Here is a 21,303-nt window from a genome sequence, read left to right on the forward strand (position 1 = left end):
CTTGGATGTACCGAGGTAACGATCACTCCGCTGATCTGGGGTTTTTGCGCTGGTTGGCATTGAAGCGCGCCTTCTTCTGACGATTCCCGCACGTGTTCATGTCACACCATTTCCGGGTGCGACTTTGGCTGGTGTCGAAGAAAGCGGCTTGGCAGGTTGGCGATGCGCACAAGGCCAATTTTCCGTCTCGTTCGCCTGCGATGATGCTGATCGCGTCGGCGGCGATCACGCTGAGGGCATCTTCCACGCAGGAAGCCGAGCTGAGCCGCCATCGCCGCTTACCCTCGGGCGTCAGGACAGCCGCGGCCCGACCCTGAGCGCTGCAGTCATTGATGACTTGGACAGCAGACGCAGGGAGAGCGTCCTGGATCGCGGCCGCTGTCGCGGCGGCGTGAATCGACTCCCTCAGTTCCCGAGCGAGTTCGAGCTGGGCGGTGGTGCAGGAGTCCACGGCGAGGCCGTTCACTGCCAGCCAGTCGACGAGTCGGTGCGGCGCGGGAATGCGCTCCACAGCGTCGCCATGACGCTCCGACAGAGTCCCCGTGAAGCTGGTCGCCAGCACGTTGCCGAGGCGGAAGTCAGGGAACCCAGTACGCATGGAACCACCTTAGCTGGTTGCACGCCGGCATGGAGGCTTGGTAGAACCGTCTTAGCCGGTTCGCGTCAGGTCGGAGCCGGTTCCGCGATGGCCAGGAGGTCCCATGCCCCGTCCAACCAGCGACGTGCAAGCATTTGAAACCCACGCAACTGACGCCGACCTCGACGATCTGCGCGCGCGACTGGCCGCGGCGCGGCTGCCGGAGGCCGAGACGGTCTGTCGCGCCGCACCCGGCCCTCGCCGATGGCAACAGGGCGTTCCTCTCGCCGACCTCGTCGATGTCGTGAACTACTGGCGCACCGGGTACAACTGGCGGTCGTTCGAAGAGCGCCTCAACCGGATCGGCCAGTTCCGCACGACCATTGATGATCTGGGAATCCACTTCCTGCACCGCCGATCCGCGCGCGCAGATGCCACTCCTCTGATCTTGACGCACGGCTGGCCAGGCAGCATTGCTGAGTTCATCGATGTAGTAGACGAGCTGGCAGATCCGAAAGATGCAGACGCGCCGGCGTTCCACGTCGTGGTCCCGTCGCTACCAGGCTTTGGTTACAGCGACAAGCCGGCCACCACCGGGTGGGGAACCGAAAAGATCGCGGCCGCATGGGTGGAACTGATGGGAAGGCTCGGCTACAGCAAGTTCGCAGCCCACGGCGGCGACTGGGGAGGTAATATCACCACGGTTCTCGGCGGCAGGTTCCCGGCGCACGTTCTCGGCATCCACACATTGTTCGCGGAGGCACCGCCCGGGTTGACAACGGACGGGCTGACGGCGGTCGAGCGCAAGTGGACCGAGGAAACCCGCGATTTCTGGCGCCACCGCGCGGCGTACGCGAAGCAGCAGGCGACCCGACCGCAGACCATCGGCTACTCGCTCGTCGACTCACCGGTCGGGCTTCTTGCCTGGATCCTTGACAAGTTCGCCGAGTGGTCAGACACCGAAGACAGCCCGTTCGAGACGATTTCCATAGACAGGGTTCTTGACGACGTCACCCTGTATTGGCTGACGCGGACCGGCGCATCGGCGGCCCGCATTTACTACGAAAGCCACAACTCGCTCGATCCCGAACTTCGGGTCGACGTCCCGTCAGCAATCAGTATGTATCCCCGCGACATCGAGAAGTGTCCGCGCCCCTGGGCACAGGAAAGGTACCGGCAAATCGTCCGATGGAGGTCGCCCGAAAACGGGGGACATTTCCCGTCGCTGGAGGTTCCCGAGTACTTCGTCAAAGATCTGCAAGAGGGCCTCGCGGCAGTGCTGGCCGCTAATCGGTGAACGCGGCTGGGTGCTGGCACAGCCAGTACAACCGCTTCGCCTCAATCGAACTGCGTCTCACTCGTGACGTAACTGCCGCCGCCTGCCTGGAAGATGACCGACTGGCCCTGCTCGGACGGGGGATGGGCAGCGGGCCGCGGGAGGCGGCGTGCTTGCCCTGCAGGTTGACCGGTAGTTCCTCCGCCCGCAGGAACCATCCGGCGCCTGGGCCCGGGCCGCCGCTCGGCCGACCCGGGCCCAGGCGCCCGCACGGTGAGCACGCCGCGGATGTCCGAAGGGGACAGGGCGGTGGGCAGGAACCGCCGAGGGGAGCGTCGGGAGCGTGCGATGTGAGTGAAGGGTGATGCGGTGCCGGGCAAGGCGGTTCCTCTCCATGGTGCGCAGTCACCGCCACGGCGGCCGCGGCACAGCGCGGTACGGCAGGCCATGCGACGAGGCAGCTGACGTAAGGGCCGGGCGCGGGACGCACCGTTGCGGGTACCGGCAGGCATGCGGATGCTCGCAGGCAGCGGCGTGCCGAGACTGCAGTCGCAGCGCGGGGGACTGTGCGCTCTTCGTGTTCGTCTTGTGTGGTCGTGGCGTGCCGACGCCACCGCCCTCGTGCCGTTACGTGCCAGAAAGCCGCGTCGGGTGACTCAGCGGTGGGCGGCCCGGTTCATCTCGACGACGTCCTCCAGGGTGGCCGTGGCCGGGAGGGTGGCCAAGCGTTCCGGCACGCTGTCGCGGATGCGGGCGTCCTTGACGCGGTCGGCCGCGGCCAGGGCCGACGGCAGCTCGCCGAGGGTCAGTTCGGTGCAGTAAGCGGGGCTGTTCGGCTGCTGGCGCCACGAGTCGGCCAGCGTGCCGGCGTCGTAGGGATCGAAGCCGGTGTCGTCCACGAGCTGCATGGCCACGCGCCGCGACTCCTCGGAGTCGCCGGCGACGGGGATGGCGAGGCGGCCGGGCGTTCCGGCCGTAACACCCTTGGTCCGCTGGGTTTCGGCCAGCGCGGCGTTCCACGCCTTGACCACGGGGCGCCCCAGCTGCTCCGCGTTCCACACGCTGTCGACCTCGCCGTTGTCCACGGCTTCGATGTGCCCGTAGAGGTGCGGGTAGTAGTTCGCGGTGTCGATGACCACCGTCTCGGCGGGGACCGAGGCGAACAGGCCGGCCAGCTCACCCGCCACCCCGAAGGGGATGGCCAGGACGATGACGTCCCGGCCCTGGACGGCGTCGGCGAGGTCCGCCGCGCGGGCCCCGGACTCCAGCACCTCCGCCCGGACGGCCTCGGGGCCGCGGGCGTCGGCCACCTGGACGTCGTGACCGGCCGTGCTGAGCTTGGCGGCAAGGTTCCCGCCGATGGCACCGGCGCCTATGACAGTAATTTTCATGATTTGTTCCTTGAGAGGTTGTAGTACCGCCCATGGGGGCAGCGCGATGTGATGGCCGTGTGGTGGTGCCGCCTGGCGTTGCGAGGTCGGGGCGGGGTGCCTGGCGGTTTACGCCTGGGCGTCCCGCTGGCGGTAGCCGCTCGCGATGAGTGTGCGGAGCCGGTCGAGCGACTCCTCCTCGGTACCGGTGCCCTTGATCCAGGCAACGGAACAGGCCGCGAGGAACAGGTCGTGCCCCCGCACCGACGCGCGCACGCGCCCCGCGAGCTGCGCGGCTCGCACGTACTGATCGGTGGCGGAGATGAGGATGTCGCAGGGAATCGTGAGCGGGTTGTCCGGCTCCTGCGCGCGAGCCGCGGCCATGAGCGGGTCCGGCAGCCCGCTGAAGGCGCTGAAGTACTCCTCCATCGCCCGCAGCCACTGCTCCAGCGCCTCGGCCGGGTCACCGAGCCGATCGATGTCCGCCTGGCGGGCCACCAGCTCCTCGGAGCGCGTCTGCAGCACAGCCGCCAGCAGCGCTTCCCGGGTGGGGAAGTGCCGGTACAGGGTGCCGGGCCCGACGCCCGCCTCCTTGGCCACCGCCTCAAGGGAGGTGCCGACCCCGTGCTGCAGGAAGTGACGCTGCGCGGTCTCCAGGAGGGCCGCGCGGTTGCGCTGAACGTCCGCGCGGGGCTTGCGCCCCCGCTGTTCACCGGCGCTCATGCGCCCTCCTGCCTGCCGTGATCGTGCGGCCGCATCAAAACGGATGCTGCCTCCGTACGCATTCGAGAGTAAAACGGAGGCAGCATCCGGTCAAACCGGCGGCCCGACCACGGATTGAAGCGCCTGGGCCGCGGCGCCGCCGACCTCCTGGCCGTCCCCGAGAACCTGCGCCACCACGACATCCAGCTCAAACTCCTAACCGACCCCCTCCCGGGCGTCTACGACCCGTCCGGACACGGCACCGTCCTCCTCGCATTCTTCGCCGGCATGGCCGAGTCCGAACGCGAGTACATCCGCGAGAAGTCCCTCGAAGGCCAAGCCGCCGCCCGCGAGCGCGGCCACCACGGTTAACGGCACCCCCATAGAACCGCAGGTTCTCGCGGATGACTTCCTTCCCGCCACGTCCCGGGAGCGGACGATCCGTCCAGTGCCGGGACGGGCTGGGTCCCGGCGGCGCGGGTCGCCCCGGCGACGCCCATAGGCATAGATGCCAGCCAGACAGGCAGGATTGTGCAGCAGGGTCGGCAGCGTCATCCGGTTCAGCCTGCACCACTCCAGGCTGCACTTGTCCGGGCCCTCCCGCGCCGAACCTTGACCCGTCCCCCGGCCCAGGACGTCAGGGGGCGAGCTGCTGCTGCCCTATGACGGAGAGCAGTTCGAGCTTGCTGTGGCTCTCCGTGCCGGGGCGAGTGGTCAGCACCACCAGGGCCTGGGCGCGGTTCTCGGTGAACAGGAGCTGGGCGTCGACGTCGATGCGGCCGAGTTCGGGATGGAGGATGGTCTTGCAGTCGTCGTAGCGTTGGGCGACTTCCTGAAGTTCCCACATGCGGACGAACTCGGGGCTGTGTTCCTGGAGTTCGGCGAGGATCTGGGCGGCTCGGGGGGTGTCGCTGCCGGCTGTCAGCGCGGCCCGCAGGCGTGCTGCATGGGCGCGGCCGTGGTGTTCGTGGGTCTCCTCGGGATACACCAGACGCTCGGCCGGGTCCATGAACCAGCGGTAGTGGCCGCTGCGGGCCAGACCGGTGTGGCGGGTCAGGTCGCCGACCAGCGCGACGGCCAACGGGTTCATCGCGAGGGTGTCGAACAAGTCGGTCTGCACCAGGGCCGGGGAGTCGTCCAGGCGGTCCAGGACCCGCATCAGCGTCGGGCTTACATGTTCGGAGCGGTGGAAGCGGGCAGGGGCGTTGTGGCCGATGAGGACGAAGAGGTGGTCGCGTTCGTCCAGGCTCAGCCGCAGCGCCCGGGCGAGAGCCGTGGTGATCTGGACGGAGGGCTGCGGAGCTCGCCGCTGTTCCAGCCGGGCGTAGTAGTCGGTGGACATGCCGGCGAGCTGCGCGACCTCCTCGCGGCGCAGCCCCTGCGTACGCCTGCGCGGCCCCTCGACCAGCCCGACATCGCGGGGGCGCAACATCTCACGCCGGTGGCGCAGGAATTCCGCCAGTTCCTTCTTGTCCATGCCCCCATCCTCGCCGCATCCCGCCCCGCTATCCAGAGACCGCCGATCCATGGCTGAGCCCTCCCTCTCCCACCCCCGCGAAGCCGCCCGCACGGCCGACGCCGAGGGCGCTCGCAGCGAGACGACCCAATGGTCACCTGACCTGCATGACCCGGTGGGAAATTCGGCGCCCGTCGGCGGTGCGCCGCAGGCCGTCGGCCCGGAAGACTGCCCGCCGCGACGGTCCTCCGTCGACGACGCTCAACGCTTTGGACCCAACGCTTTGACCGGCCCCGGTCCTCGTCGCCCGGCCCGGCCCGTCTGACACGACGATGTTCGCCGTGTCAGCCGGGCGCTCGCGTGCCCCTCGGCGCTCAGGACGGAGCCGTTCGCCCTCCAGTGCGACGACCGGGGCGAGGCCGAAGGCGCTTCCTTATCGTTCCGCGTCTTCGGTGAGGACCTCCCCGAGGCGGGTCCAGCTCGCGTTCGTCCATGATGTGGCCCCACAGGACCCGCCAGCGTGCTGTTGTTCCGCGTCGGTCATTACAGGTCGGTCAGCTGCCGCTGATCATGGCGAGGACGTTGTCGTAGGAGCCGTTGGCCACCGCGTCGCGGATGAACCTGGCGCGCTCGACGACCAGCTCCTTCGCGTCGGCCTTCTCGCGCAGCAGGTCGAGGGTCTCGGTGAGGAAGTCGTCCAACGGCATGGACTGGTCGCTGTCCTGCTGGCCCATCAGGGTCGTGCGCACGCCCGGCGGGACCACCTCGATCACCTGGACGCCGGCGTCAGCACCGGCGAGCTGGATGCGCAGGCTCTCGGAGAAGGAGTGCAGCGCGGCCTTGGTCGCGCTGTAGGTCGGGGTGATCGGGAACGGTACGAACGCCAGCGCGGAGGTGACGTTCATGACGACCGCGTCGTCCTTGCCCACCAGCAGCGGCAGGAAGGCGTACGTCATCCGGATCGTGCCGAGCAGATTGACCGTGACGTGATCCTCGGCGACCGGGAGTCCGGTCGGGTCGAGGAGGTTCTCCCGCAGCATGATGCCGGCGTTGTTGACCAGGACGTTCAGCCCCGGGTGGCTCGCCGCCACGGTCTCACGGGCCCGGGCGATCGAGTCGGGGTCCGCGACATCGAGGACGAGCGCGTCGACGCCCGGGTGCTCAGCCGTGATCTCGTCGAGGAGTTCCTTGCGCCGGCCGGCGACGATCACCTTGTTGCCGGCCTCGTGCAGGCGCAGGGCCAGACCGAGGCCGATGCCCGAGGTTCCGCCGGTGATCAGGATCGTGTTGCCGGTCATCTTCATGGGGGTCTTGCTCCTTCGGTACGGCGGGCCGGTGAGCGCCCGCGGCCTCGACCGTAGGGGCGCCCGCGCAGGGGCGGGAGAGGATGGTTTATCCATGGACCGGCGGTCCCTGGCTGGGCCATAGAAGACGCCACAGCCGGGCGGCTCCCGGCGCCCGGTCCGGAGGCGCTGACCACGACAGGCCGCGGCGGGCGTCCAATAAATCAGGACTTTTCGGGGCCCGTTGGCGGCGCGGATCCAATCAGATCCGTTGGTGATTGATGACAGGGTTTGACGACAAGCAGGGTCCGATCCTCCGTACGGAAGGGGCCCCGATGGCGAACCTGGTCTACAAGCGGGTCTCGACCGACCAGCAGTCAACCGCCCAGCGTGAACGCCGCGCTGTGGAGTCTGGAGCTGGCCAGGCTCGTCAAGAAGGTCCGCAACGGCGTCTGCCAGATCAACCCGATGCTGGCCGGCCACGCCTCCCCCGAGGACGCCTTGGTCGCCGTCAAGGCGATGCCCAAGGCGGACCGCCTGGACAGCAAGACGTACGTGGCGAACCACCACAAGGCCGTCGCCGCCTACCAGGACCAGCTTGCCGAGCAGCGCAAGAAGCGGGCGGCAGCCGTCGCTGCCAAGAAGGCCGCGGCCGCCAAGAGGCGCGGCTCACTGCACGCCGTCGGCTAACCCGGTCGCCCGGCCAGCCGCGTGAAAAGGACATCAGCAGCTCCGCACCCTCCCAGCGAGGGTGCGGCGCGCTTTCATCCGTGGGCGAGGTGTGCCGGATCCGTGCAGACCGTCAAGGCCGCGGAGCGCCCAGGTGCGCCAGTACGACGTGATCCTCAAGGAGCCCTCGGCGCGCTGGAGAAGTGGGCCGCTCATCACTCACAGGGAACGCAGGCTCCTATGCGGCGCCGTTCGAGGGCAGGAGTCGGGCGAGCCAGTCGGTGCGGGTTCGGCGGGCTGTGGCCGAGATGTTTGCCTGCGGATACAGGGCGTCGAACCCGTGGAAGCCGCCCGCCCAGACGTGGAGTTCGGCCTGGCCGCCAGCCGTCCAGATGCGGGTGGCGTAGTCGGTGTCCTCGTCTCGGAAGACTTCGGCGGAGCCGGTGTCGATGTAGGTGGTAGGCAGTCCCGAGAGGTCCTCGGCCAACGCCGGCGAGACGTACTCAGACACCTCGCCGTCAGTGAGGTCGCCGAGGTCGCCGAGAACGGCGCGCCATGCGAACTCGTTCATCTCGCGGGTCCAGACGCCCGGCCCGCCGGAGTACTGGCGGCTGGAGGCGCTGGTGTTGCGGTGGTCGAGCATGGGGCAGATCAGCATCTGCGCGGCGATCGTCGGGGTGCCGAGGTCGCGAGCCAACAAGGTGACACCGGCGGCGAGGCCGCCACCCGCGCTGGCGCCGGCGACGATGATCCGAGCGGGGTCGATGCCCAGTTCTTCGGAGTGTTCGGCGATCCAGAGCAGTCCCTGGTAGCAGTCATCGACGAGGGCGGTGCCGGTGGCCTCGGGTGCCAGCCGGTAGTCCACGGAGACCACGACCGCGCCGAACTCGTCGAGCCACTCCAGCGGGATGTCGATCTGCGAGAAGCGGTCGCCCATGACCATCCCGCCGCCGTGCATCCAGTAGATGCAGGGTGCGGCGGTGGTGCGATCGGTGTTCGCGGGGCTGAAGACCGACAGGGGGATCGGGGCACCGTCCTTGGCGGGCACGGTGATCTCGCGCCGGTCGACCCGTCGATGTGCAAGCACGGACTCGATGGGCGTCGAGGGGAGTCGGCGCAGTTGCCTGAGGACGTCCGGGCTGAGCTGGGACATCAGCGGCATGTCGGCGAGCAGTTCACGCAGTTCGGGGTCCAGGGCGGGTCGTGCTGTGGTCATGGTCGTTGCCTTTCGTGGGGCGGTGCCGGACCGTGGGACGGGGATGGGGGCCGCCTCGGCAGATAACCGAGGCTGCAAGCCGGGGGGATCCGGGGTTCAGAACGCGGCCTTGCCGCGGACCGGGACGTAGTCGGTGTACTCGGACTCCTTGGCCAGCAGGCCCTCGATCTGCGCCACGATGGCCTGGGCGGCCTCGCCGGCGAAGATGCGGTGGTGGTCCTCCTCGCTGGTCCAGCCCTCGGTGACGTGGACGACGTCGGGGGCGGACGCGGAACGGGAGACGAGGTAGACGACGCAGTGTTCGCTTGCGCCGGGGCTGCCCTCGTCCAGGCCCGTCAGCAGCAGGTCGACCAGCCGGTCGCCCATTCCGGGCCCGGCGGTCAGGGTGGCGTTGAAGCGGTACTTGGCAATCATGGATGCCTTCTTCTGCGTTGATGGAGTGAGGTGATTCCATTCAACTGGTTTGACCTGCGGAAACGTTAGAACGATGCTCGCTACTACTTGCACAATCCTCGCGGATACAAGAGCTCGGGTGTCGAATGGTGCTGCAATGGACGCATGTACCTCGAAGAGTTCCGCACCCTGCTGGCCCGGCATGCCCGCCCCGACTGGACCACGGCCATCGACGGCGTCCTGATCTCGAAGGTAGAGCGGCCGGATCCGCCGGCGCCCTCCATGTCCGGCACGGTGCTCGCAGTCATCGCCCAGGGCGCCAAACGCCTCGCGCTGGGCGACCGGGTCTACGAGTACGGCGCCGGGCAGTACCTCGTCGCATCCGTCGACCTGCCCGTCACCGGGCAGTTCACCCAGGCCGACCCCGAGCAGCCGGCCCTCGGCTTCGGACTCACGCTGGAACCGTCCGCCGTCGCCGAACTGCTGCTGCAGGCCGGTCCCGGCGACACCCCCCGCGCCGGCACAGGCGCGCCGTCGGGGATCGCCGTCAGTGATGCCCCGCCCGCGCTGCTCGACGCGGTGGTCCGGCTGCTGCGCCTGCTCGACGAGCCCCGCGACCGCGCTGTACTGGCCCCGCTGGTCAAGCGCGAAATCCTGTGGCGCCTGATCACCGGCGAGCAGGGCGCGGCGGTGCACCAGCTCGGCCTCGCCGACAGCGGCCTCAGCCATGTCTCCCGGGCCGTGCGCTGGATCCGCGAGCACTACGCCGAGCCCTTCCGGGTCGAAGACGTGGCACGCCTGTCCGGCATGAGCGTGTCCGCGTTTTACCGCAACTTCCAGGCGGTGACCGCAATGAGCCCCATCCAGTTCCAGAAACAGATCCGGCTCCAGGAGGCCCGGCTGCTGCTCGCCACCCACCCGGGCGACGTCACCGGAGTCGGCCACCGCGTCGGCTACGACAACCCCTCGCAGTTCAGCCGCGAGTACCGCCGCCAGTTCGGCGCACCCCCGAGCCGGGACGCGGCCCGCCTGCGGAACACCGCAGGCACCCCCGTGGACGTCCTGCCCTGAGCGGGCCGGACCACCGGGGAGGATCGTGCAAGAGGAAGCGAGGATAGTTCTACTATTCCCGCAGGTCACAGCGATCCAATGGGATCACTAGTTCTTCTGCGGGGCAGGAAAATGCCTGTCCAGCCGCAGTTCCCACCCCATCGCAAAGGCCACAGCATGAAGACAGTTCTGATCACTGGCGCCTCATCCGGATACGGGCGGGAGACCGCCCTCTACTTCCACTCGCAGGGCTGGAACATCATCGCCACGATGCGCACGCCGCGTGCCGACGTCCTGCCCGAGTCGGACCGGCTCCGCGTCCTCGAGCTCGACGTGACCAAGCCCGAGACGATCACCGCCGCGCTCGAGGCAGCCGGGCCCATCGACGTCCTGGTCAACAACGCGGGCGTCCCGTCGATCAGCGTGTTCGAGGGCACCCCCATGGCCCGCGTACGGGAAGTCTTCGAAACCAACACGTTCGGCGTGATGGCGACGACGCAGGCGGTGCTGCCCCAGTTCCGCGAACGCGGCTCCGGCGTGCTGGTCAACGTGACCTCCAGCGTGGTGCTGGGCCACATGCCACTCTCGGCCGTCTACAAGGCGAGCAAGATGGCCATCGAGGGGTTCACCGCATCCCTCACGCTCGAGCTCGCGCCCTTCGGTGTGCAGGCGAAGACGGTCGAGCCGGGCGCCTGCCTGACAACGAACTTCGCGGCCAACGCGACGAACGGCGCCTCGCTGGACGAGCTGGTCCCGGCGCCCTACGCACCATGGGCGAAGAAGGCCATGGGCGACTTCACGGGCCAGGACCTGTTCACCAAGGAGAGCGACGTCGCCGAGACGGTATGGCGAGCCGTGCACGACACGACCGGCCAGCTGCGATTCCCGGCCGGCCCTGACGCGGTCTGGCTCGCCCAGGCGAAATGATCCCCAGCAGGCAACGTGACGCCCCAACTGAGGCCACGAGCCGACCCCGCACACACGCACGGGGCCGGCTCGCTGTCCCAGCGCTCACCCCGACGAACCGGAACCCGACCAACGACGAGAAGCCGGACTGCAATACGGCAGACGGACACCCCCCGCTCGAAGACCCGGAACGAACGCCAGGCACCGGCGACCAAGGCACGAGGTACCGACGGCCAAGGCACGAGGTTCAGGAACAGCCTCTGACCTTGTCTTTTAACCTCTGTCCGCTTGAGTCTGCGGGCGCCTCTCCCGGTAGGTCGCGGTGTCTGATCACGCGGAAGGAGGGAGTTGTTCGCGCACCCATTGGGGATCGGGGTTGGTGTGTGGCTGGCCCGCCACGACGACGGTCGGCACGGTCTCGTTGCCGTCGTTGGCTGCCCTCACCGCTGCAGCTCCTGCCGGGTCACGCCAGATGTTGACCCAATGCAACTGGCGGGCGCTGCGGCCCAGTTGGATGCGCAGTCGCATGCAGTACTTGCAGCCCGGACGCCAGAAGACGACTGGTCGGCCGTCGACCACGCTGCGGCGTTGTGCGTCCCGCGCACCGATCGACCTCGGGAAGACCAGGGGCGAGTTCACGCCTGCGAGCGCCAGGAACGCCAGCAGGAGTGCTGCGGCTGTGCCGGGGTTCCCCCTGGAGATCAGCCCAGTCGCGACGGCTGAGCCGCAGAGCACAAGCAGCATCGGCAAGACCCAAGCGCGCATCATGGTGACGCAGGCTATCGATGAGTCGAAATGCTCCTCGAACCAGGCCGCTCACCTGGGTGGTCGCCGGATGCTGAGGCGGCCTTCAGCCGATTACGTGCTCCGGCCAAGGACACACGTGACCACGACGAAGGCCGTGAAGGTGAGTTTGCTGCCTGTTCATGTGCCAGGGAAGCGTTCGCGAAAGCGTCACGCTTCCCTACGTTGTTCCGCGGGACGTGGTGAGCCCTTCGTATGGTTGAGCCGCCCAGGGGTGTCGGGTGTCGCTTTCACGCTTCTGCCGTTTGTGGCTTGTCCGGATTGGCCGCCCGATGCCCCACGACGTCGGCTGCCAATTAGGAATTGCGAAGGATCGCTCTGTAGGGAATCGACAGCGAGGTCGTCCGTGGGAGGTACCAGCAGCGCACCGCACGGAGGCATCACATGGCCGCTATCTGAGCCGGCATCGACGCAGGCAAGACCCACCACCACTGCGTCGCGATCGAAAAGAGCGGTCGGCGCCTGCTATCTCGACGCGTCGCCAACGACGAGCCCGAACTGCTCGAACTCCTCGCCGACGTCCTGGCCCTGGGCGACGAGGTGACCTGGGGCATCGACCTGGCCGACGGCGGAGCTGCCTCCGCCCGCACCTGTCCTGTCCGGCCCGTGCACCGAAACCCTCAACACCCGGACCAGGAAGGCCACTTGGCTCCAAGAATCGCCGCCCCACGACCCGCTATGGCGTCGGGAAAACGGCCCGGCGACCCGAGAGCATCATCGAGCGCGACGGCCTCAGAGGTCAAAAGACATGGCGTGCATCAGGGCTGCGGCGCGCCACGTGTTGTCGACGGCGACGCCGATCTGAGGGGTGTTCACCCGGTGGCGCGCGACGGCGGCCACGAGGTTGGAGAAGTCGTGGACCGAGGGATGCTTGGGCAGCACTTCGGCATGGCGTTCCAGCAGCCGGCGGATGTCGATGTGGAGCTCCATGGTCAGGCAGCAGCCCGTCCAGAGGCGTCCAGCCGGGCGGGAGCGTCATCGGGGAACGCCGCGTCGAACGCGGCCGCGTTGTCGGCGACGAACGCGCGGAAGACGTCGGCGGCGCTGTCCAGGCGGGGGTCTCATACCGCGTTGTGCGTGACCTCGGTGATGAGCGCGGTGACCGTGGCAATTGACGCTGAACCTGAACCGTTTGTCCCGGAAGCTGGACCGCCACTGCGTTCCCGCCACTGAAGATTGACCCTGCCACTGAAGTTGGACCGGGAGGGTCGGGACAGGGTGGGCGCACCGGCTCCTGCGTTCGGGGACGCCGCGCTATCGGCCTTTGAGCTGGACTTGTGCGAGCCCGGTCGTCGGCGTCTCCAGCCGTTGGGTCAGGTCCTGGAGGACGTTCGAGACCGTCGAACCAGCCCGCGACCTCCGCCTATTTCTCATCACGCGTTTAGCGGTCCGACCGAAGTCGTCCCGTCTTGCCGAGCGGAGCCAGCCCCTTCGCCGGCCCTCCGAAGCAGAGCCAGACGACCACCCCGAGATCCGCCGCCCTCATTCCCGTTTCAATCCCACCCACCACTCGATCCGGTGACATACGGTCATGGCGTACGAACACGAAGTTACGATCGCGGTACCAGTGCGACGCACAAGAAGTGTCGTGGCGTCAGGCAGAGCCGATCAACTGGTCGTCAATCCTTATGGCTCACCACCAAGGAGTGTTCGTGAAGCTCTCCCCCCGTCCTCTTCGAGCTGTCTTGGCGGCAGCGTCAAGTGCCGCGCTGGCCATGATGGCGTTCCCGGGTCCGGCTCACGCCGCGTTTGAGCGCGGTCCGGAAGTGCGTCAGGCGGGTGCAAGCTCCCTCGCCCCGTGTGGCTTCTTCCGCTACAGCATCCGCCAGTCCCGGTTCGCCGCATACAACCACTGCGGCCCGACGACGGTGCGGGTTCACGTCGACGTCAGAGGGGGCGGCAGCACGAATGACTACCACCTCTGCGTCAGCCCCGGCCGCACGCAGCTACCGGGCGCAGGTCCGAACTATCTCAACGCGTACTACATCGGCGGCGCCGGCTGCCCGAGCGGAGAGCGCACCAGGCACACACCCCACTGAGCCTTGATCCAACTTCGGCGGCAATCGGTCCAGGTTCATCGTCGGGCGACATTGCCCTCAGTGGTCAGGCCAGGGTCGGGGGCCAGGTGTGAGGGCCACGGCACTGCCCGCAGGCAGCGCAGCAGGCGCACGCGAGGCAGAACTGCTTCGCGGTGCGCGTGCACCAGCAGATCGGGGTGCAGTCCGGGTCGTCCTCGCCCTGGGAGAACGGCTCGCCCAGCGGGGGTCGGCCGTCGACGCGGACCTGGCCGTCGGCTGTGAGCGTTTCGAAGTGAGTGCCGCAGTCGGCCGACGTCGCCCACGTGGCGATCACTGTGTCCGCGTCGCCCTCATGACACGGCTCCCTGGCCAAGGCCTGCGCCCGACTCGTACGCGGATGCCAGCAGCGTGTTGAAGGCGAGCGCGGCCGCGGGGTCGGAGTCGGGCAGCCGGTCGACGGCGGCTCGCTCGTCCTGGCTCAGCGCGTCCAGCAGGCTGGTGCGGGTCAGGGTGCGCAGCAGGGCGTGGCCCAGCACGTCCGGGGCAAGGGCAGCGCGGTGGGCGCTTCGGCTGGTGTGCTGATCGTCCATGCAGAGCAGGGTCGGGCTGGTCCCCTGTGGAGGGAGTCGGGCCAACCGGCCCCGGCGGTACACCGCACCGTGGACGACCTGCCGGAGCTCCTCACCCGTCCCGGCCGCATCCGCCTGGTCAAGGGCGCCTTCCTCGAACCTGAGGCCATCGCCCACCGGCGTGAGGCCCCAGCCCTGACCACGGCCTACCTGACGTACGCCCAACAGCTGGCCCACTCGGGCCATCCGTGCTCCTTCGCCACCCATGACTGGGATCTGATCAACCGCATCCACCAGCACCTCGGCGGGAAGGGCCACGATTCCGCGCCCTGGGAGTTCGAAACCCTCCTCGGCCTCGGGCCCGACCGCCTCGACGCCATGGCCGAGCGCGGCCACCCCACCCGGGAGTACATCGTCTTCGGCACGGAATGGTGGCTCTACCTCGTCGACGCGGCCGCATGACCAGACCACCGAACCGCCGGCCAGCCAACGGCCAGGGCCGATCCACCGGCACGACAGACCGGCCGCCGCTGCCCCGTTGTCGAAACTCGTGAACATTTCGAATCGGCTACCAGTGGCGCCGGACCGCATCTCACGGCCGCCGCCGAGACATTGGACTTCGGCCGCCCTCCGATTCATGGTCGATGTAGACGGCTGTGTAGATCCGCTGCTCAGGGACGTCGGTGGACTGTTCCGGAGCTGATCATCCGCGGGCGCCGATCGCGGGCGCACGGCCGGGTCGAGCCTCCGACGCCCGCTGCTGCGCGGATGACATACCCGCGCGGCACGCGCCGTCCTCTACCCGAGCGTGAGCATCGCCTCGGCGACTTCGTCGACTGCCTCATCGGGGATCGCAGTGGCGGCCTCCTGGAGGACGAGCAGCCGCGCCCCGGGGATGTCGCGCGCGATCGCCTCGCCGTTGCCGACGGGGAAGAACCGGTCGCGGCGGCCGTGGACGACGAGCGTGGGGATCTCGATCTGGGGCAGGCGCTCGCGCCAGCGCGGTTTGCAGTCGAGCCGGGAAAACACCATGCCCATCTGGTTGGCCATCTGGACGGGGGGTGCGGTGCCGGGTGTGCGGTCCCAGATGCGCGCGGCGATCGCGCGCGCGGCGGCGGGGTCGTCGCCGAGGATCTCGGCGCCGGCGGCGGCGAACTCCGCGACGGCCTCGCGGTCGGTCCAGTCGGGCATCGGATGCGCGAACAGCCGGCTCATCGTCGCTTGGTCATGGTCGGGGAGGTCGTCGTCGGGCGGGCCGGGCGCAACCGCGCGGGTGCCGACCAGAGTGAGCGCCGAGAACGCGTCCGGATGCTCGAGCGCGGCCACCTGGGCGACCATCCCGCCGACGCCGATCCCCGCGAGGTGTGCGGGCCCGCCGTCGAGCGCGTCAGCAAGGGCCGCCGCGTCGGCGGCGAGGTCGCGCAGGGTGTAGGCGGGCGCCTCCGGGTCCGCCGTCGTCGACTCTCCGCTGTCGCGCAGGTCGTAGCGCACCACGCGGCGCCCGCCGACGGCGAGGCGCTCGCACAACGCGTCGGGCCAGGAGAGCATCGTCGTCCCGCCCGCGAGCAGGACGAGTGGCGCGTCGTCGTCACCGAACGACTCGATGCCCAAGGTGATCTCATTAACGTTGACGGTGGTCATTGGATCGCCGCCAGGACGTCGTAGGTCAGGTGCGTCGCGGTGGATGTCGAGGTCACGCTCCGCTGCACCAGCGTGCGCGGCACTCCGCCGGTGAACAGTGGCGTCCCGGCGCCCAGCATGACGGGTGCGAGGTGCAGCGTCAGGGTGTCGACCAGCCCGGCGTCGAGCGCCGAGCCGATCGTGGCGCCGCCGCCCATGAGGACGACGTCGAGGTCCTTGCCGCTGTCCGACGACGCCGCCTCGGCGCGCTCGCGCGCGGCGGTGACGGCGTCGGGCAGACCGGTGGTGACGAACGTCCAGTCGAGGTCGGTGAGCCGCACCGACTCCGGCGGCGAGCTCGTCACGACGACGAAGGCGGGCTTGCCGACCTCGTCGGCGCCGTAGCCGGTCTTGTCGTCCCAGCCGTTCGGTCCGTCGACCACGTCGAAGAGGTGGCGGCCGAGGACGACGGCGCCTGAGCGGGCGGTCGCCTCGCGCAGGACCCGGCGGTCGTCGGGGTCGTCGGAAAATGCCCAGGTGTGCAGGGCCTCGCCGCCGGTGCCCAGACCGTTGTCCGGGCCGGGGTCGGGCCCGGTGACGAAGCCGTCGAGGGAGACCGAGATGTCAGCGATGGTTCGAGTCATGCCAGGGCAGACCCGATCCGCCGCCCAAACTCATCGCTCAGGCATGAAGCGTGCGCCGGAAGTGAACCCGATGGCACGATGTCCGAAGCGGCACGTCGACGTACAGCGGACGGTCGGCCCCGGAGTACTTCAGAGGCGCATATGCGCAGGTCGAAGGGCGCCGTCGGCCTGCGGGTGGGTGCGGGCGTGGTTGAGCGCGGTGGCGAGGTCGGAGGCCGCGGTGATCCGGAGGACGCCGAGTGCTCCTCGTCTCCAGCAGGCCTATGTCACCTGCTTCAGGTCGTGGCCGTCTCGTACGGCGGGCGACCTGTGGTGCGGTAGGTCTGGATCGTTAACCCTTGGCCCTTGGCCCTTGGGGGCGCACTGCAAGTCGACCAGCTTGAGTCTTAGGTCCGGTGCCGTGGCGGTGTCACTCGCAGAGCAGCGTTGCCGCCTCGGCTGGGATCCTTCAGGAACTGTCGCTGGTCGTCCAGGAATCCGCTCGCGAAGAGCGCGCGGGGGGAAAAGAGCGCGGTGAGGGTGGTCTTGACGCCCGACTGCTCGATGGACTGCTTGAGCAGTGAATGGGTCGCGTGCGGGTAGCGTTTGACCGTCAGTGCACCGCCTGGGTCCAGCACCTTGTGGTAGTTGCCCTCCGTGTCGGCGGTGTCCACGTTGATGTCTTGGCCTGCGAGGGTCAGCAGCACCGGTATGCCGCGCAGGGCGCGCAGGTCTTGCGTGGCGTCCGCGGTGTAGTTCTTGGAGATGAAGCCCCAGCGGTCGGCGGTCATGCCGTCCGTGTCACCGCGCGTGGCCTTGACGTACTCCTCGAAGGTCGCATGGCGTTCCAGCAGTCGGCGGGTGGTGTCGCTCTTGGCGATCGCGGCCTTGGTGCGGGCTGCCGATGCGCCGTCTGCGCGCAGCTCGGCCAGGAGATTGTGGCGGCCCTGCTGGAGCCAGTTGATCGCGGGCGAGACGGCGATGACGAACCTTATCGGGGTCTTGGCTGCGATCTTCGGCAGGACCCAGCCGGCCTGGCTGGCGCCCCAGAGCCCGATCCGGTCGCCGTCGATGTCCGGGCGGGCGCGCGCCCAGGTGATGGCGGCGGCTGCCTCGTCGGCCCGGTCGTCCATGGACTGGTCGAGCCAGTTGCCGGGTGCGCCTGCGACGCCGGGCTTGTCCCAGGCCAGAGAGGCGTACCCGGCCTTGGCGTTCGCTTCCCACATGGGCTTGTAACCGTCGTCGTGGGTGGCATTGATGGGACCGTCGCCGTGGATGTACACGACCAGGCCGTGGTGCTTGCGGCCGTCCTTGGGGGTGGCCAGTACGCCGTTGAGGGTGTGGCCGCCGTGGCGGATCGAGACCCGCTGCTCGTGCATGGCGTAGGAGTTCTGCCACAGCACCACACCGACGAGACCGGCGGCCACGACCAGGACCGCGACGAGTGACCACACGGTGATGCGGAGCCCGCGCCGTCGGGACTGGGTCGTTGGACACATGGATGGCCGCCTCTGTTCGGCTTTGCACAGACACCCAAACTATCATTATGGAAACGGTCGTTGCGAGTCTGATAGATTTGAGCTTCAGTTTCAGGGAGAATCAGGAAAAAAGGGGGCACGGCATGGGACTGGACGCGACAGACCCCGGGACCGGACCGGTGGCCGTCCAGCGAGGCGTTCCGGTTGGAGCCGAGCGGCGGGCGGCCGAGCTGTACTGGGACGCCTTCGGCCGCAAACTCGGTCCCGCACTGAACCCGCCGGGCAAGGCGGTGCCCTTTATCGCCGCCCACCTGAACGCCGATCGCGCGGTCTGCGCGCTCCTCGACGGGCAGCTCGTCGGCCTCGCCGGCTACCAGCTCGGCGGGCGGGCCCTCACCGGCGGGTCGGCTTCCGCTGTGCTGCGCGCGTACGGACACCTGGGAGGACTGCACCGACTCCTGCTCCTCGCCCTGTTCGAACGCCGACCGGCCCCCGGACAGCTCGTCATGGACGGCATCGCCGTTGCCCCGGACGTGCGCGGCCGCGGCGTCGGAACCCTACTCATCGAGGAAGTGGCCGCGGTCGCGGCGGAGCAGGACTGCCGGGAGATCAGACTGGACGTGATCGACACCAATCCGCGCGCCAGAGCCCTGTACGAGCGGCGCGGCTTCACGGCCGTACGGACCGAGCGCACGCCCTACCTCCGCAGGTTGCTGGGGTTCGGCGCGGTGACCACCATGCACCGCCCCGTCGCGGCGGATGGGCCGAGAGGACTGTGCACACCGTGACCGACCACGTCGAGATCCCCACCCGCATGCTCGTCCACGCGCTGATCCGGGAGGACGGCACGGTCAGCGCGGACGAGCTGTACACCGTCGCTGCGACCCTCGGCATGAGCGACCAGCAGGTACGGCTGTGCGTCAAACGCCTCGTGGCCGAAAGCCGGTTCACCCACGAAGGCCGCGGTCGCAAAGCAGTGCTGCACTCAACGGACGACACCACACAAGCCCTGGCCCCCAACGCGGACTTCCTGCGGCACGCATTCCGCCAGGACGCCGGGCTCGCCCCCTGGGACGGCGTCTGGCACCTGGCCGCCTTCGCCGTGCCCGAATCGGCGCGCACGGCCCGGGACGCCCTGCGCGAGACGCTCGTCCACCTCGGTGGCGCCCCGCTCCAGGGCGGACTGTACGTCTGCGCCAACGCCTGGGAACCGTACGTCGAAGACGCGGCACACCGCCTCGGCGCCCACGATGCGCTCACCCTCCTCAGCACGACGGACCTACGCAGGGGCGACACCCAAGAGCCTGCCGAACTTGCCCGCCGCCTGTGGCCCCTGCAAGAGATCGCCGACCGCTACCACCGCCTCAGCCGCATCGCCCAGCCCCGCCTCGACCGGCTCACCGGCCCTGCCGGACTCTCCCCGTCCGAACTGCTGACCATCGCTGTCGAGCTGGCAGCCGAACTCACCCGTGCCATGGAGCCCGACCCGCTGCTGCCGCCTCAGCTCCTTCCCCAGCCCTGGCCCGGCACCCAGGCCCGGGAGCTCATCGCCCGGTGCTGGGCGGCCCTGCCCGAACGCGACCCCGGCGAAGCCCGGCCGACCCTCTTCCGCCTCTACGCCGACATCACCCGAGAAGCAGCAGAGCGGGCCACGCGCTGAAGACGCAACAGACGGCGCAGGTTATGCCTGTTGGGCGAAGGCACCGACAGAGCACCCGCTCTTGGGCCAGACGAGCATCAGATCGACGTTGTGCACTTTGATCCGTACCAACCGGTGGCCCGGACCCGTGGAGCACTCACCTCGTCTGCTATCACGTCCGACCACCTCCCCCAGCTGCCCTCCCCGCAGGCGGCAGGTGCTGTCCAAAGTGGTGAACACGAAACACGAACACGGCTGACACGCCTCCCGAAGTCATGACCGGGCGCAGCAGCTGGACACAGGGACAGCTGGCGTCCCACTTCAGCAATCGCCTGATTGTTGTCCGCTTCATTCGCTCGCGGACTCGGCGGAGGCCTGCGCACCGCCGACGGTGGTGGGGGTGCAGGATGTGGTCGTAGCCGAGCTTTCTGAGCGCTTCGTCGCGGTCCGGCTTGGTGGTGGTGCCGATGACGGTGGCTCCGCTCAGCTTCGCCAGCTGTGCGCAGGCGATCGCCATCCCGCCGCTGGCGCCGGTGATGACCACCGTGTCGCCAGGACCGACAGGTGCTTGCCGCGCACAGTTGAGCGGGGTGGTGTAGGTCCACATGGTGGCTGCGGCTGTCTCGAAGTCGACGCCGTCGGGGATGGGCAGGATCGCGTCCTGCCGACGCACGACGTATTCGGCGTATCCGCCGAAGACCTGGTGTCCGGGGTAGGCGGTGTCGACGCACAGGTTTTCGAGCCCGCGTACGCACAGGGCGCAGTTACGGCACGGCGGGTGCGGAAGCTGCACCGCCCTGTCGCCGGGGCGCCAACTGGTGACGTTCTCGCCGGTGGCGACGATTTCACCAGCCGCGTCCCGGCCGAGCTGGAACGGCAGAGGCCACAGCGGCCGTCCCGGGAGAGGCTGCGGCAAGTTGCCCGCGCGGTACCGGAGATCCCAGCTGTTGACGGCCGTGGCGTGCACGCGCGTCAAGATGTCGTCGGGGCCGACCTCGGGAACCGGCGCCTCTATGTACTTGAGCACCTCGGGCCCGCCATGTTCGAACAGGCGGACCGCCATCATGGTCTGATCCACTCTCACGTTCCTTCAGATCGTTACGCGGTTCATCGGGGCTCCATGGAGCCGCCTGCGCCTCGCCCGCCCCGGTGAGACCGTGTGCGAGCGGACCTCGGCCGGGCGGCTTACCAGGGGTGGATCGGGAACTGCACGGTCCGACGGCAGGCCACTTGGTCTCGGGGCGGGTGAGCGTCAGCTCGAAGATCCGCCTCGCCGTGTCCGGGTCGGACGACGGCGTCGGGTTCGCGAGCAGGTCTACGGCTGAGCACGAGTCCGGCGCACCCGACGCTCAAGGCAGCGTGTGCTGCGGCGCCGGCCGGCAGTCGGCTGCGGAGCAGACCCGCGAGCAACGCCGCCGACCCCGCCGCCGCCCGACACAGGCCGTGAACAGGCCGGCGGTTCCTTCATGCAGCGCGTACTCGCTGAACGTGTGCCCCACCGGATCGACGTGCCCGCTCGACCCCAGATGGAGGAGCCCGCCGCGCACGACGGAACCGGACAGCGTGGTATGAGCGGCAGTTGTCAGATGCCGCAAGGCATGGTGATCAACGGCGGTCGGTGGCGGGACGCTCCGTGGTCGATGGGTCGATGGGT

Annotated in this window: 23 protein-coding genes and 2 pseudogenes; 10 read left to right on the forward strand and 15 right to left on the reverse strand. The window is 68.8% G+C overall.

The window, feature by feature from the left end; all coding sequences use genetic code 11:
- Window positions 1-22: 22 nt before the first annotated feature.
- Window positions 23-598: a CGNR zinc finger domain-containing protein gene (locus ACGFNK_RS18500; RefSeq protein ID WP_393417058.1), complete on the reverse strand. Its 576-nt coding sequence runs from the start codon at window positions 596-598 to the stop codon at window positions 23-25.
- Between the two features lie 103 nt (window positions 599-701).
- On the opposite strand from ACGFNK_RS18500, the gene ACGFNK_RS18505 reads away from it, so the two are divergent.
- Complete coding sequence (locus ACGFNK_RS18505; protein ID WP_393417060.1) at window positions 702-1,874, forward strand: epoxide hydrolase; 1,173 nt, start codon at window positions 702-704, stop codon at window positions 1,872-1,874.
- A 635-nt stretch (window positions 1,875-2,509) separates the two neighbouring features.
- Here ACGFNK_RS18505 and ACGFNK_RS18510 read toward each other — a convergent pair.
- Both ACGFNK_RS18510 and ACGFNK_RS18515 read right to left on the reverse strand, forming a co-directional pair.
- Window positions 2,510-3,244 (reverse strand): NADPH-dependent F420 reductase, encoded by a 735-nt coding sequence (locus ACGFNK_RS18510; protein ID WP_393417062.1) that lies wholly within the window; start codon window positions 3,242-3,244, stop codon window positions 2,510-2,512.
- Window positions 3,245-3,352: 108 nt separating this feature from the next.
- Window positions 3,353-3,946 carry a TetR/AcrR family transcriptional regulator gene (locus ACGFNK_RS18515; RefSeq protein ID WP_392779186.1) on the reverse strand — a complete coding sequence of 198 codons (594 nt, stop codon included), beginning with the start codon at window positions 3,944-3,946 and terminating at the stop codon, window positions 3,353-3,355.
- A 114-nt stretch (window positions 3,947-4,060) separates the two neighbouring features.
- Here ACGFNK_RS18515 and ACGFNK_RS18520 point away from each other — a divergent pair, with 114 nt between their 5' ends.
- Window positions 4,061-4,297, forward strand: coding sequence for a recombinase family protein (locus tag ACGFNK_RS18520; protein WP_393417064.1), 237 nt, complete (start codon window positions 4,061-4,063; stop codon window positions 4,295-4,297).
- Between the two features lie 265 nt (window positions 4,298-4,562).
- Here ACGFNK_RS18520 and ACGFNK_RS18525 read toward each other — a convergent pair whose 3' ends face one another.
- Window positions 4,563-5,402: a helix-turn-helix transcriptional regulator gene (locus ACGFNK_RS18525; protein ID WP_393417066.1), complete on the reverse strand. Its 840-nt coding sequence runs from the start codon at window positions 5,400-5,402 to the stop codon at window positions 4,563-4,565.
- 533 nt (window positions 5,403-5,935) lie between these two features.
- Window positions 5,936-6,685 carry an SDR family oxidoreductase gene (locus tag ACGFNK_RS18530; RefSeq protein ID WP_393417068.1) on the reverse strand — a complete coding sequence of 250 codons (750 nt, stop codon included), beginning with the start codon at window positions 6,683-6,685 and terminating at the stop codon, window positions 5,936-5,938.
- Between the two features lie 369 nt (window positions 6,686-7,054).
- Here ACGFNK_RS18530 and ACGFNK_RS18535 point away from each other — a divergent pair, with 369 nt between their 5' ends.
- Window positions 7,055-7,354 (forward strand): MarR family transcriptional regulator, encoded by a 300-nt coding sequence (locus ACGFNK_RS18535; protein WP_393417070.1) that lies wholly within the window; start codon window positions 7,055-7,057, stop codon window positions 7,352-7,354.
- Window positions 7,355-7,571: 217 nt separating this feature from the next.
- Here ACGFNK_RS18535 and ACGFNK_RS18540 read toward each other — a convergent pair whose 3' ends face one another.
- Both ACGFNK_RS18540 and ACGFNK_RS18545 read right to left on the reverse strand, forming a co-directional pair.
- A complete protein-coding gene (locus tag ACGFNK_RS18540; protein ID WP_393417072.1) occupies window positions 7,572-8,549 on the reverse strand; it encodes an alpha/beta hydrolase in 978 nt (325 codons plus the stop codon).
- A 96-nt stretch (window positions 8,550-8,645) separates the two neighbouring features.
- Window positions 8,646-8,963: a putative quinol monooxygenase gene (locus tag ACGFNK_RS18545; RefSeq protein ID WP_393417074.1), complete on the reverse strand. Its 318-nt coding sequence runs from the start codon at window positions 8,961-8,963 to the stop codon at window positions 8,646-8,648.
- 144 nt (window positions 8,964-9,107) lie between these two features.
- Between ACGFNK_RS18545 and ACGFNK_RS18550 the strand changes: the two genes are divergently transcribed.
- Together ACGFNK_RS18550 and ACGFNK_RS18555 are read left to right on the forward strand one after the other, a co-directional pair.
- A complete protein-coding gene (locus tag ACGFNK_RS18550; RefSeq protein WP_393417076.1) occupies window positions 9,108-10,013 on the forward strand; it encodes an AraC family transcriptional regulator N-terminal domain-containing protein in 906 nt (301 codons plus the stop codon).
- 156 nt (window positions 10,014-10,169) lie between these two features.
- Window positions 10,170-10,919, forward strand: a complete 750-nt coding sequence (locus ACGFNK_RS18555) for an SDR family oxidoreductase (protein ID WP_393417078.1) — start codon at window positions 10,170-10,172, stop codon at window positions 10,917-10,919.
- 309 nt (window positions 10,920-11,228) lie between these two features.
- Here the strand turns inward: ACGFNK_RS18555 and ACGFNK_RS18560 are convergent, their stop codons facing one another.
- Complete coding sequence (locus ACGFNK_RS18560; RefSeq protein ID WP_393417080.1) at window positions 11,229-11,666, reverse strand: glutaredoxin domain-containing protein; 438 nt, start codon at window positions 11,664-11,666, stop codon at window positions 11,229-11,231.
- A 441-nt stretch (window positions 11,667-12,107) separates the two neighbouring features.
- On the opposite strand from ACGFNK_RS18560, the pseudogene ACGFNK_RS18565 reads away from it, so the two are divergent.
- Window positions 12,108-12,281 (forward strand): annotated as a pseudogene (locus ACGFNK_RS18565) (transposase); the annotation flags it as partial.
- Between the two features lie 165 nt (window positions 12,282-12,446).
- Here the strand turns inward: ACGFNK_RS18565 and ACGFNK_RS18570 are convergent.
- Window positions 12,447-12,632: pseudogene (locus ACGFNK_RS18570) on the reverse strand (toxin Doc); the annotation flags it as partial.
- Between the two features lie 788 nt (window positions 12,633-13,420).
- Here ACGFNK_RS18570 and ACGFNK_RS18575 point away from each other — a divergent pair.
- Complete coding sequence (locus tag ACGFNK_RS18575; RefSeq protein WP_393417672.1) at window positions 13,421-13,741, forward strand: DUF6355 family natural product biosynthesis protein; 321 nt, start codon at window positions 13,421-13,423, stop codon at window positions 13,739-13,741.
- 64 nt (window positions 13,742-13,805) lie between these two features.
- Here ACGFNK_RS18575 and ACGFNK_RS18580 read toward each other — a convergent pair whose 3' ends face one another.
- A complete protein-coding gene (locus ACGFNK_RS18580) occupies window positions 13,806-14,054 on the reverse strand; it encodes a hypothetical protein (RefSeq protein ID WP_393417082.1) in 249 nt (82 codons plus the stop codon).
- Window positions 14,055-14,070: 16 nt separating this feature from the next.
- On the reverse strand, window positions 14,071-14,310 hold the full coding sequence (locus ACGFNK_RS18585; protein ID WP_393417084.1) for a hypothetical protein: 240 nt from the start codon (window positions 14,308-14,310) through the stop codon (window positions 14,071-14,073).
- Window positions 14,311-14,379: 69 nt separating this feature from the next.
- Between ACGFNK_RS18585 and ACGFNK_RS18590 the strand changes: the two genes are divergently transcribed.
- On the forward strand, window positions 14,380-14,751 hold the full coding sequence (locus ACGFNK_RS18590) for a proline dehydrogenase family protein (protein ID WP_393417086.1): 372 nt from the start codon (window positions 14,380-14,382) through the stop codon (window positions 14,749-14,751).
- A gap of 336 nt (window positions 14,752-15,087) precedes the next feature.
- On the opposite strand, the gene ACGFNK_RS18595 is transcribed toward ACGFNK_RS18590, so the two are convergent.
- The 3 genes from ACGFNK_RS18595 to ACGFNK_RS18605 form a co-directional block, all read right to left on the reverse strand.
- Complete coding sequence (locus ACGFNK_RS18595) at window positions 15,088-15,930, reverse strand: alpha/beta fold hydrolase (protein WP_393417088.1); 843 nt, start codon at window positions 15,928-15,930, stop codon at window positions 15,088-15,090.
- Window positions 15,927-16,553: a dihydrofolate reductase family protein gene (locus ACGFNK_RS18600; RefSeq protein WP_393417090.1), complete on the reverse strand. Its 627-nt coding sequence runs from the start codon at window positions 16,551-16,553 to the stop codon at window positions 15,927-15,929. Before ACGFNK_RS18600 ends, ACGFNK_RS18595 begins: the two co-directional genes overlap by 4 nt.
- A gap of 386 nt (window positions 16,554-16,939) precedes the next feature.
- Complete coding sequence (locus ACGFNK_RS18605) at window positions 16,940-18,031, reverse strand: alpha/beta hydrolase family protein (RefSeq protein WP_393417092.1); 1,092 nt, start codon at window positions 18,029-18,031, stop codon at window positions 16,940-16,942.
- Between the two features lie 122 nt (window positions 18,032-18,153).
- Here ACGFNK_RS18605 and ACGFNK_RS18610 point away from each other — a divergent pair, with 122 nt between their 5' ends.
- Window positions 18,154-18,798 (forward strand): GNAT family N-acetyltransferase, encoded by a 645-nt coding sequence (locus ACGFNK_RS18610; protein WP_393417094.1) that lies wholly within the window; start codon window positions 18,154-18,156, stop codon window positions 18,796-18,798.
- Window positions 18,795-19,670, forward strand: a complete 876-nt coding sequence (locus ACGFNK_RS18615) for a PaaX family transcriptional regulator C-terminal domain-containing protein (RefSeq protein WP_393417096.1) — start codon at window positions 18,795-18,797, stop codon at window positions 19,668-19,670. The genes ACGFNK_RS18610 and ACGFNK_RS18615 overlap by 4 nt, the downstream gene beginning before the upstream one ends.
- Window positions 19,671-19,821: 151 nt before the next feature.
- Here the strand turns inward: ACGFNK_RS18615 and ACGFNK_RS18620 are convergent, their stop codons facing one another.
- Window positions 19,822-20,727: a zinc-binding alcohol dehydrogenase family protein gene (locus ACGFNK_RS18620; RefSeq protein WP_393417098.1), complete on the reverse strand. Its 906-nt coding sequence runs from the start codon at window positions 20,725-20,727 to the stop codon at window positions 19,822-19,824.
- Window positions 20,728-21,303: the final 576 nt, after the last annotated feature.

Source organism: Streptomyces sp. NPDC048825 (assembly GCF_043198355.1).
GTDB lineage: Bacteria > Actinomycetota > Actinomycetes > Streptomycetales > Streptomycetaceae > Streptomyces > Streptomyces xiangluensis.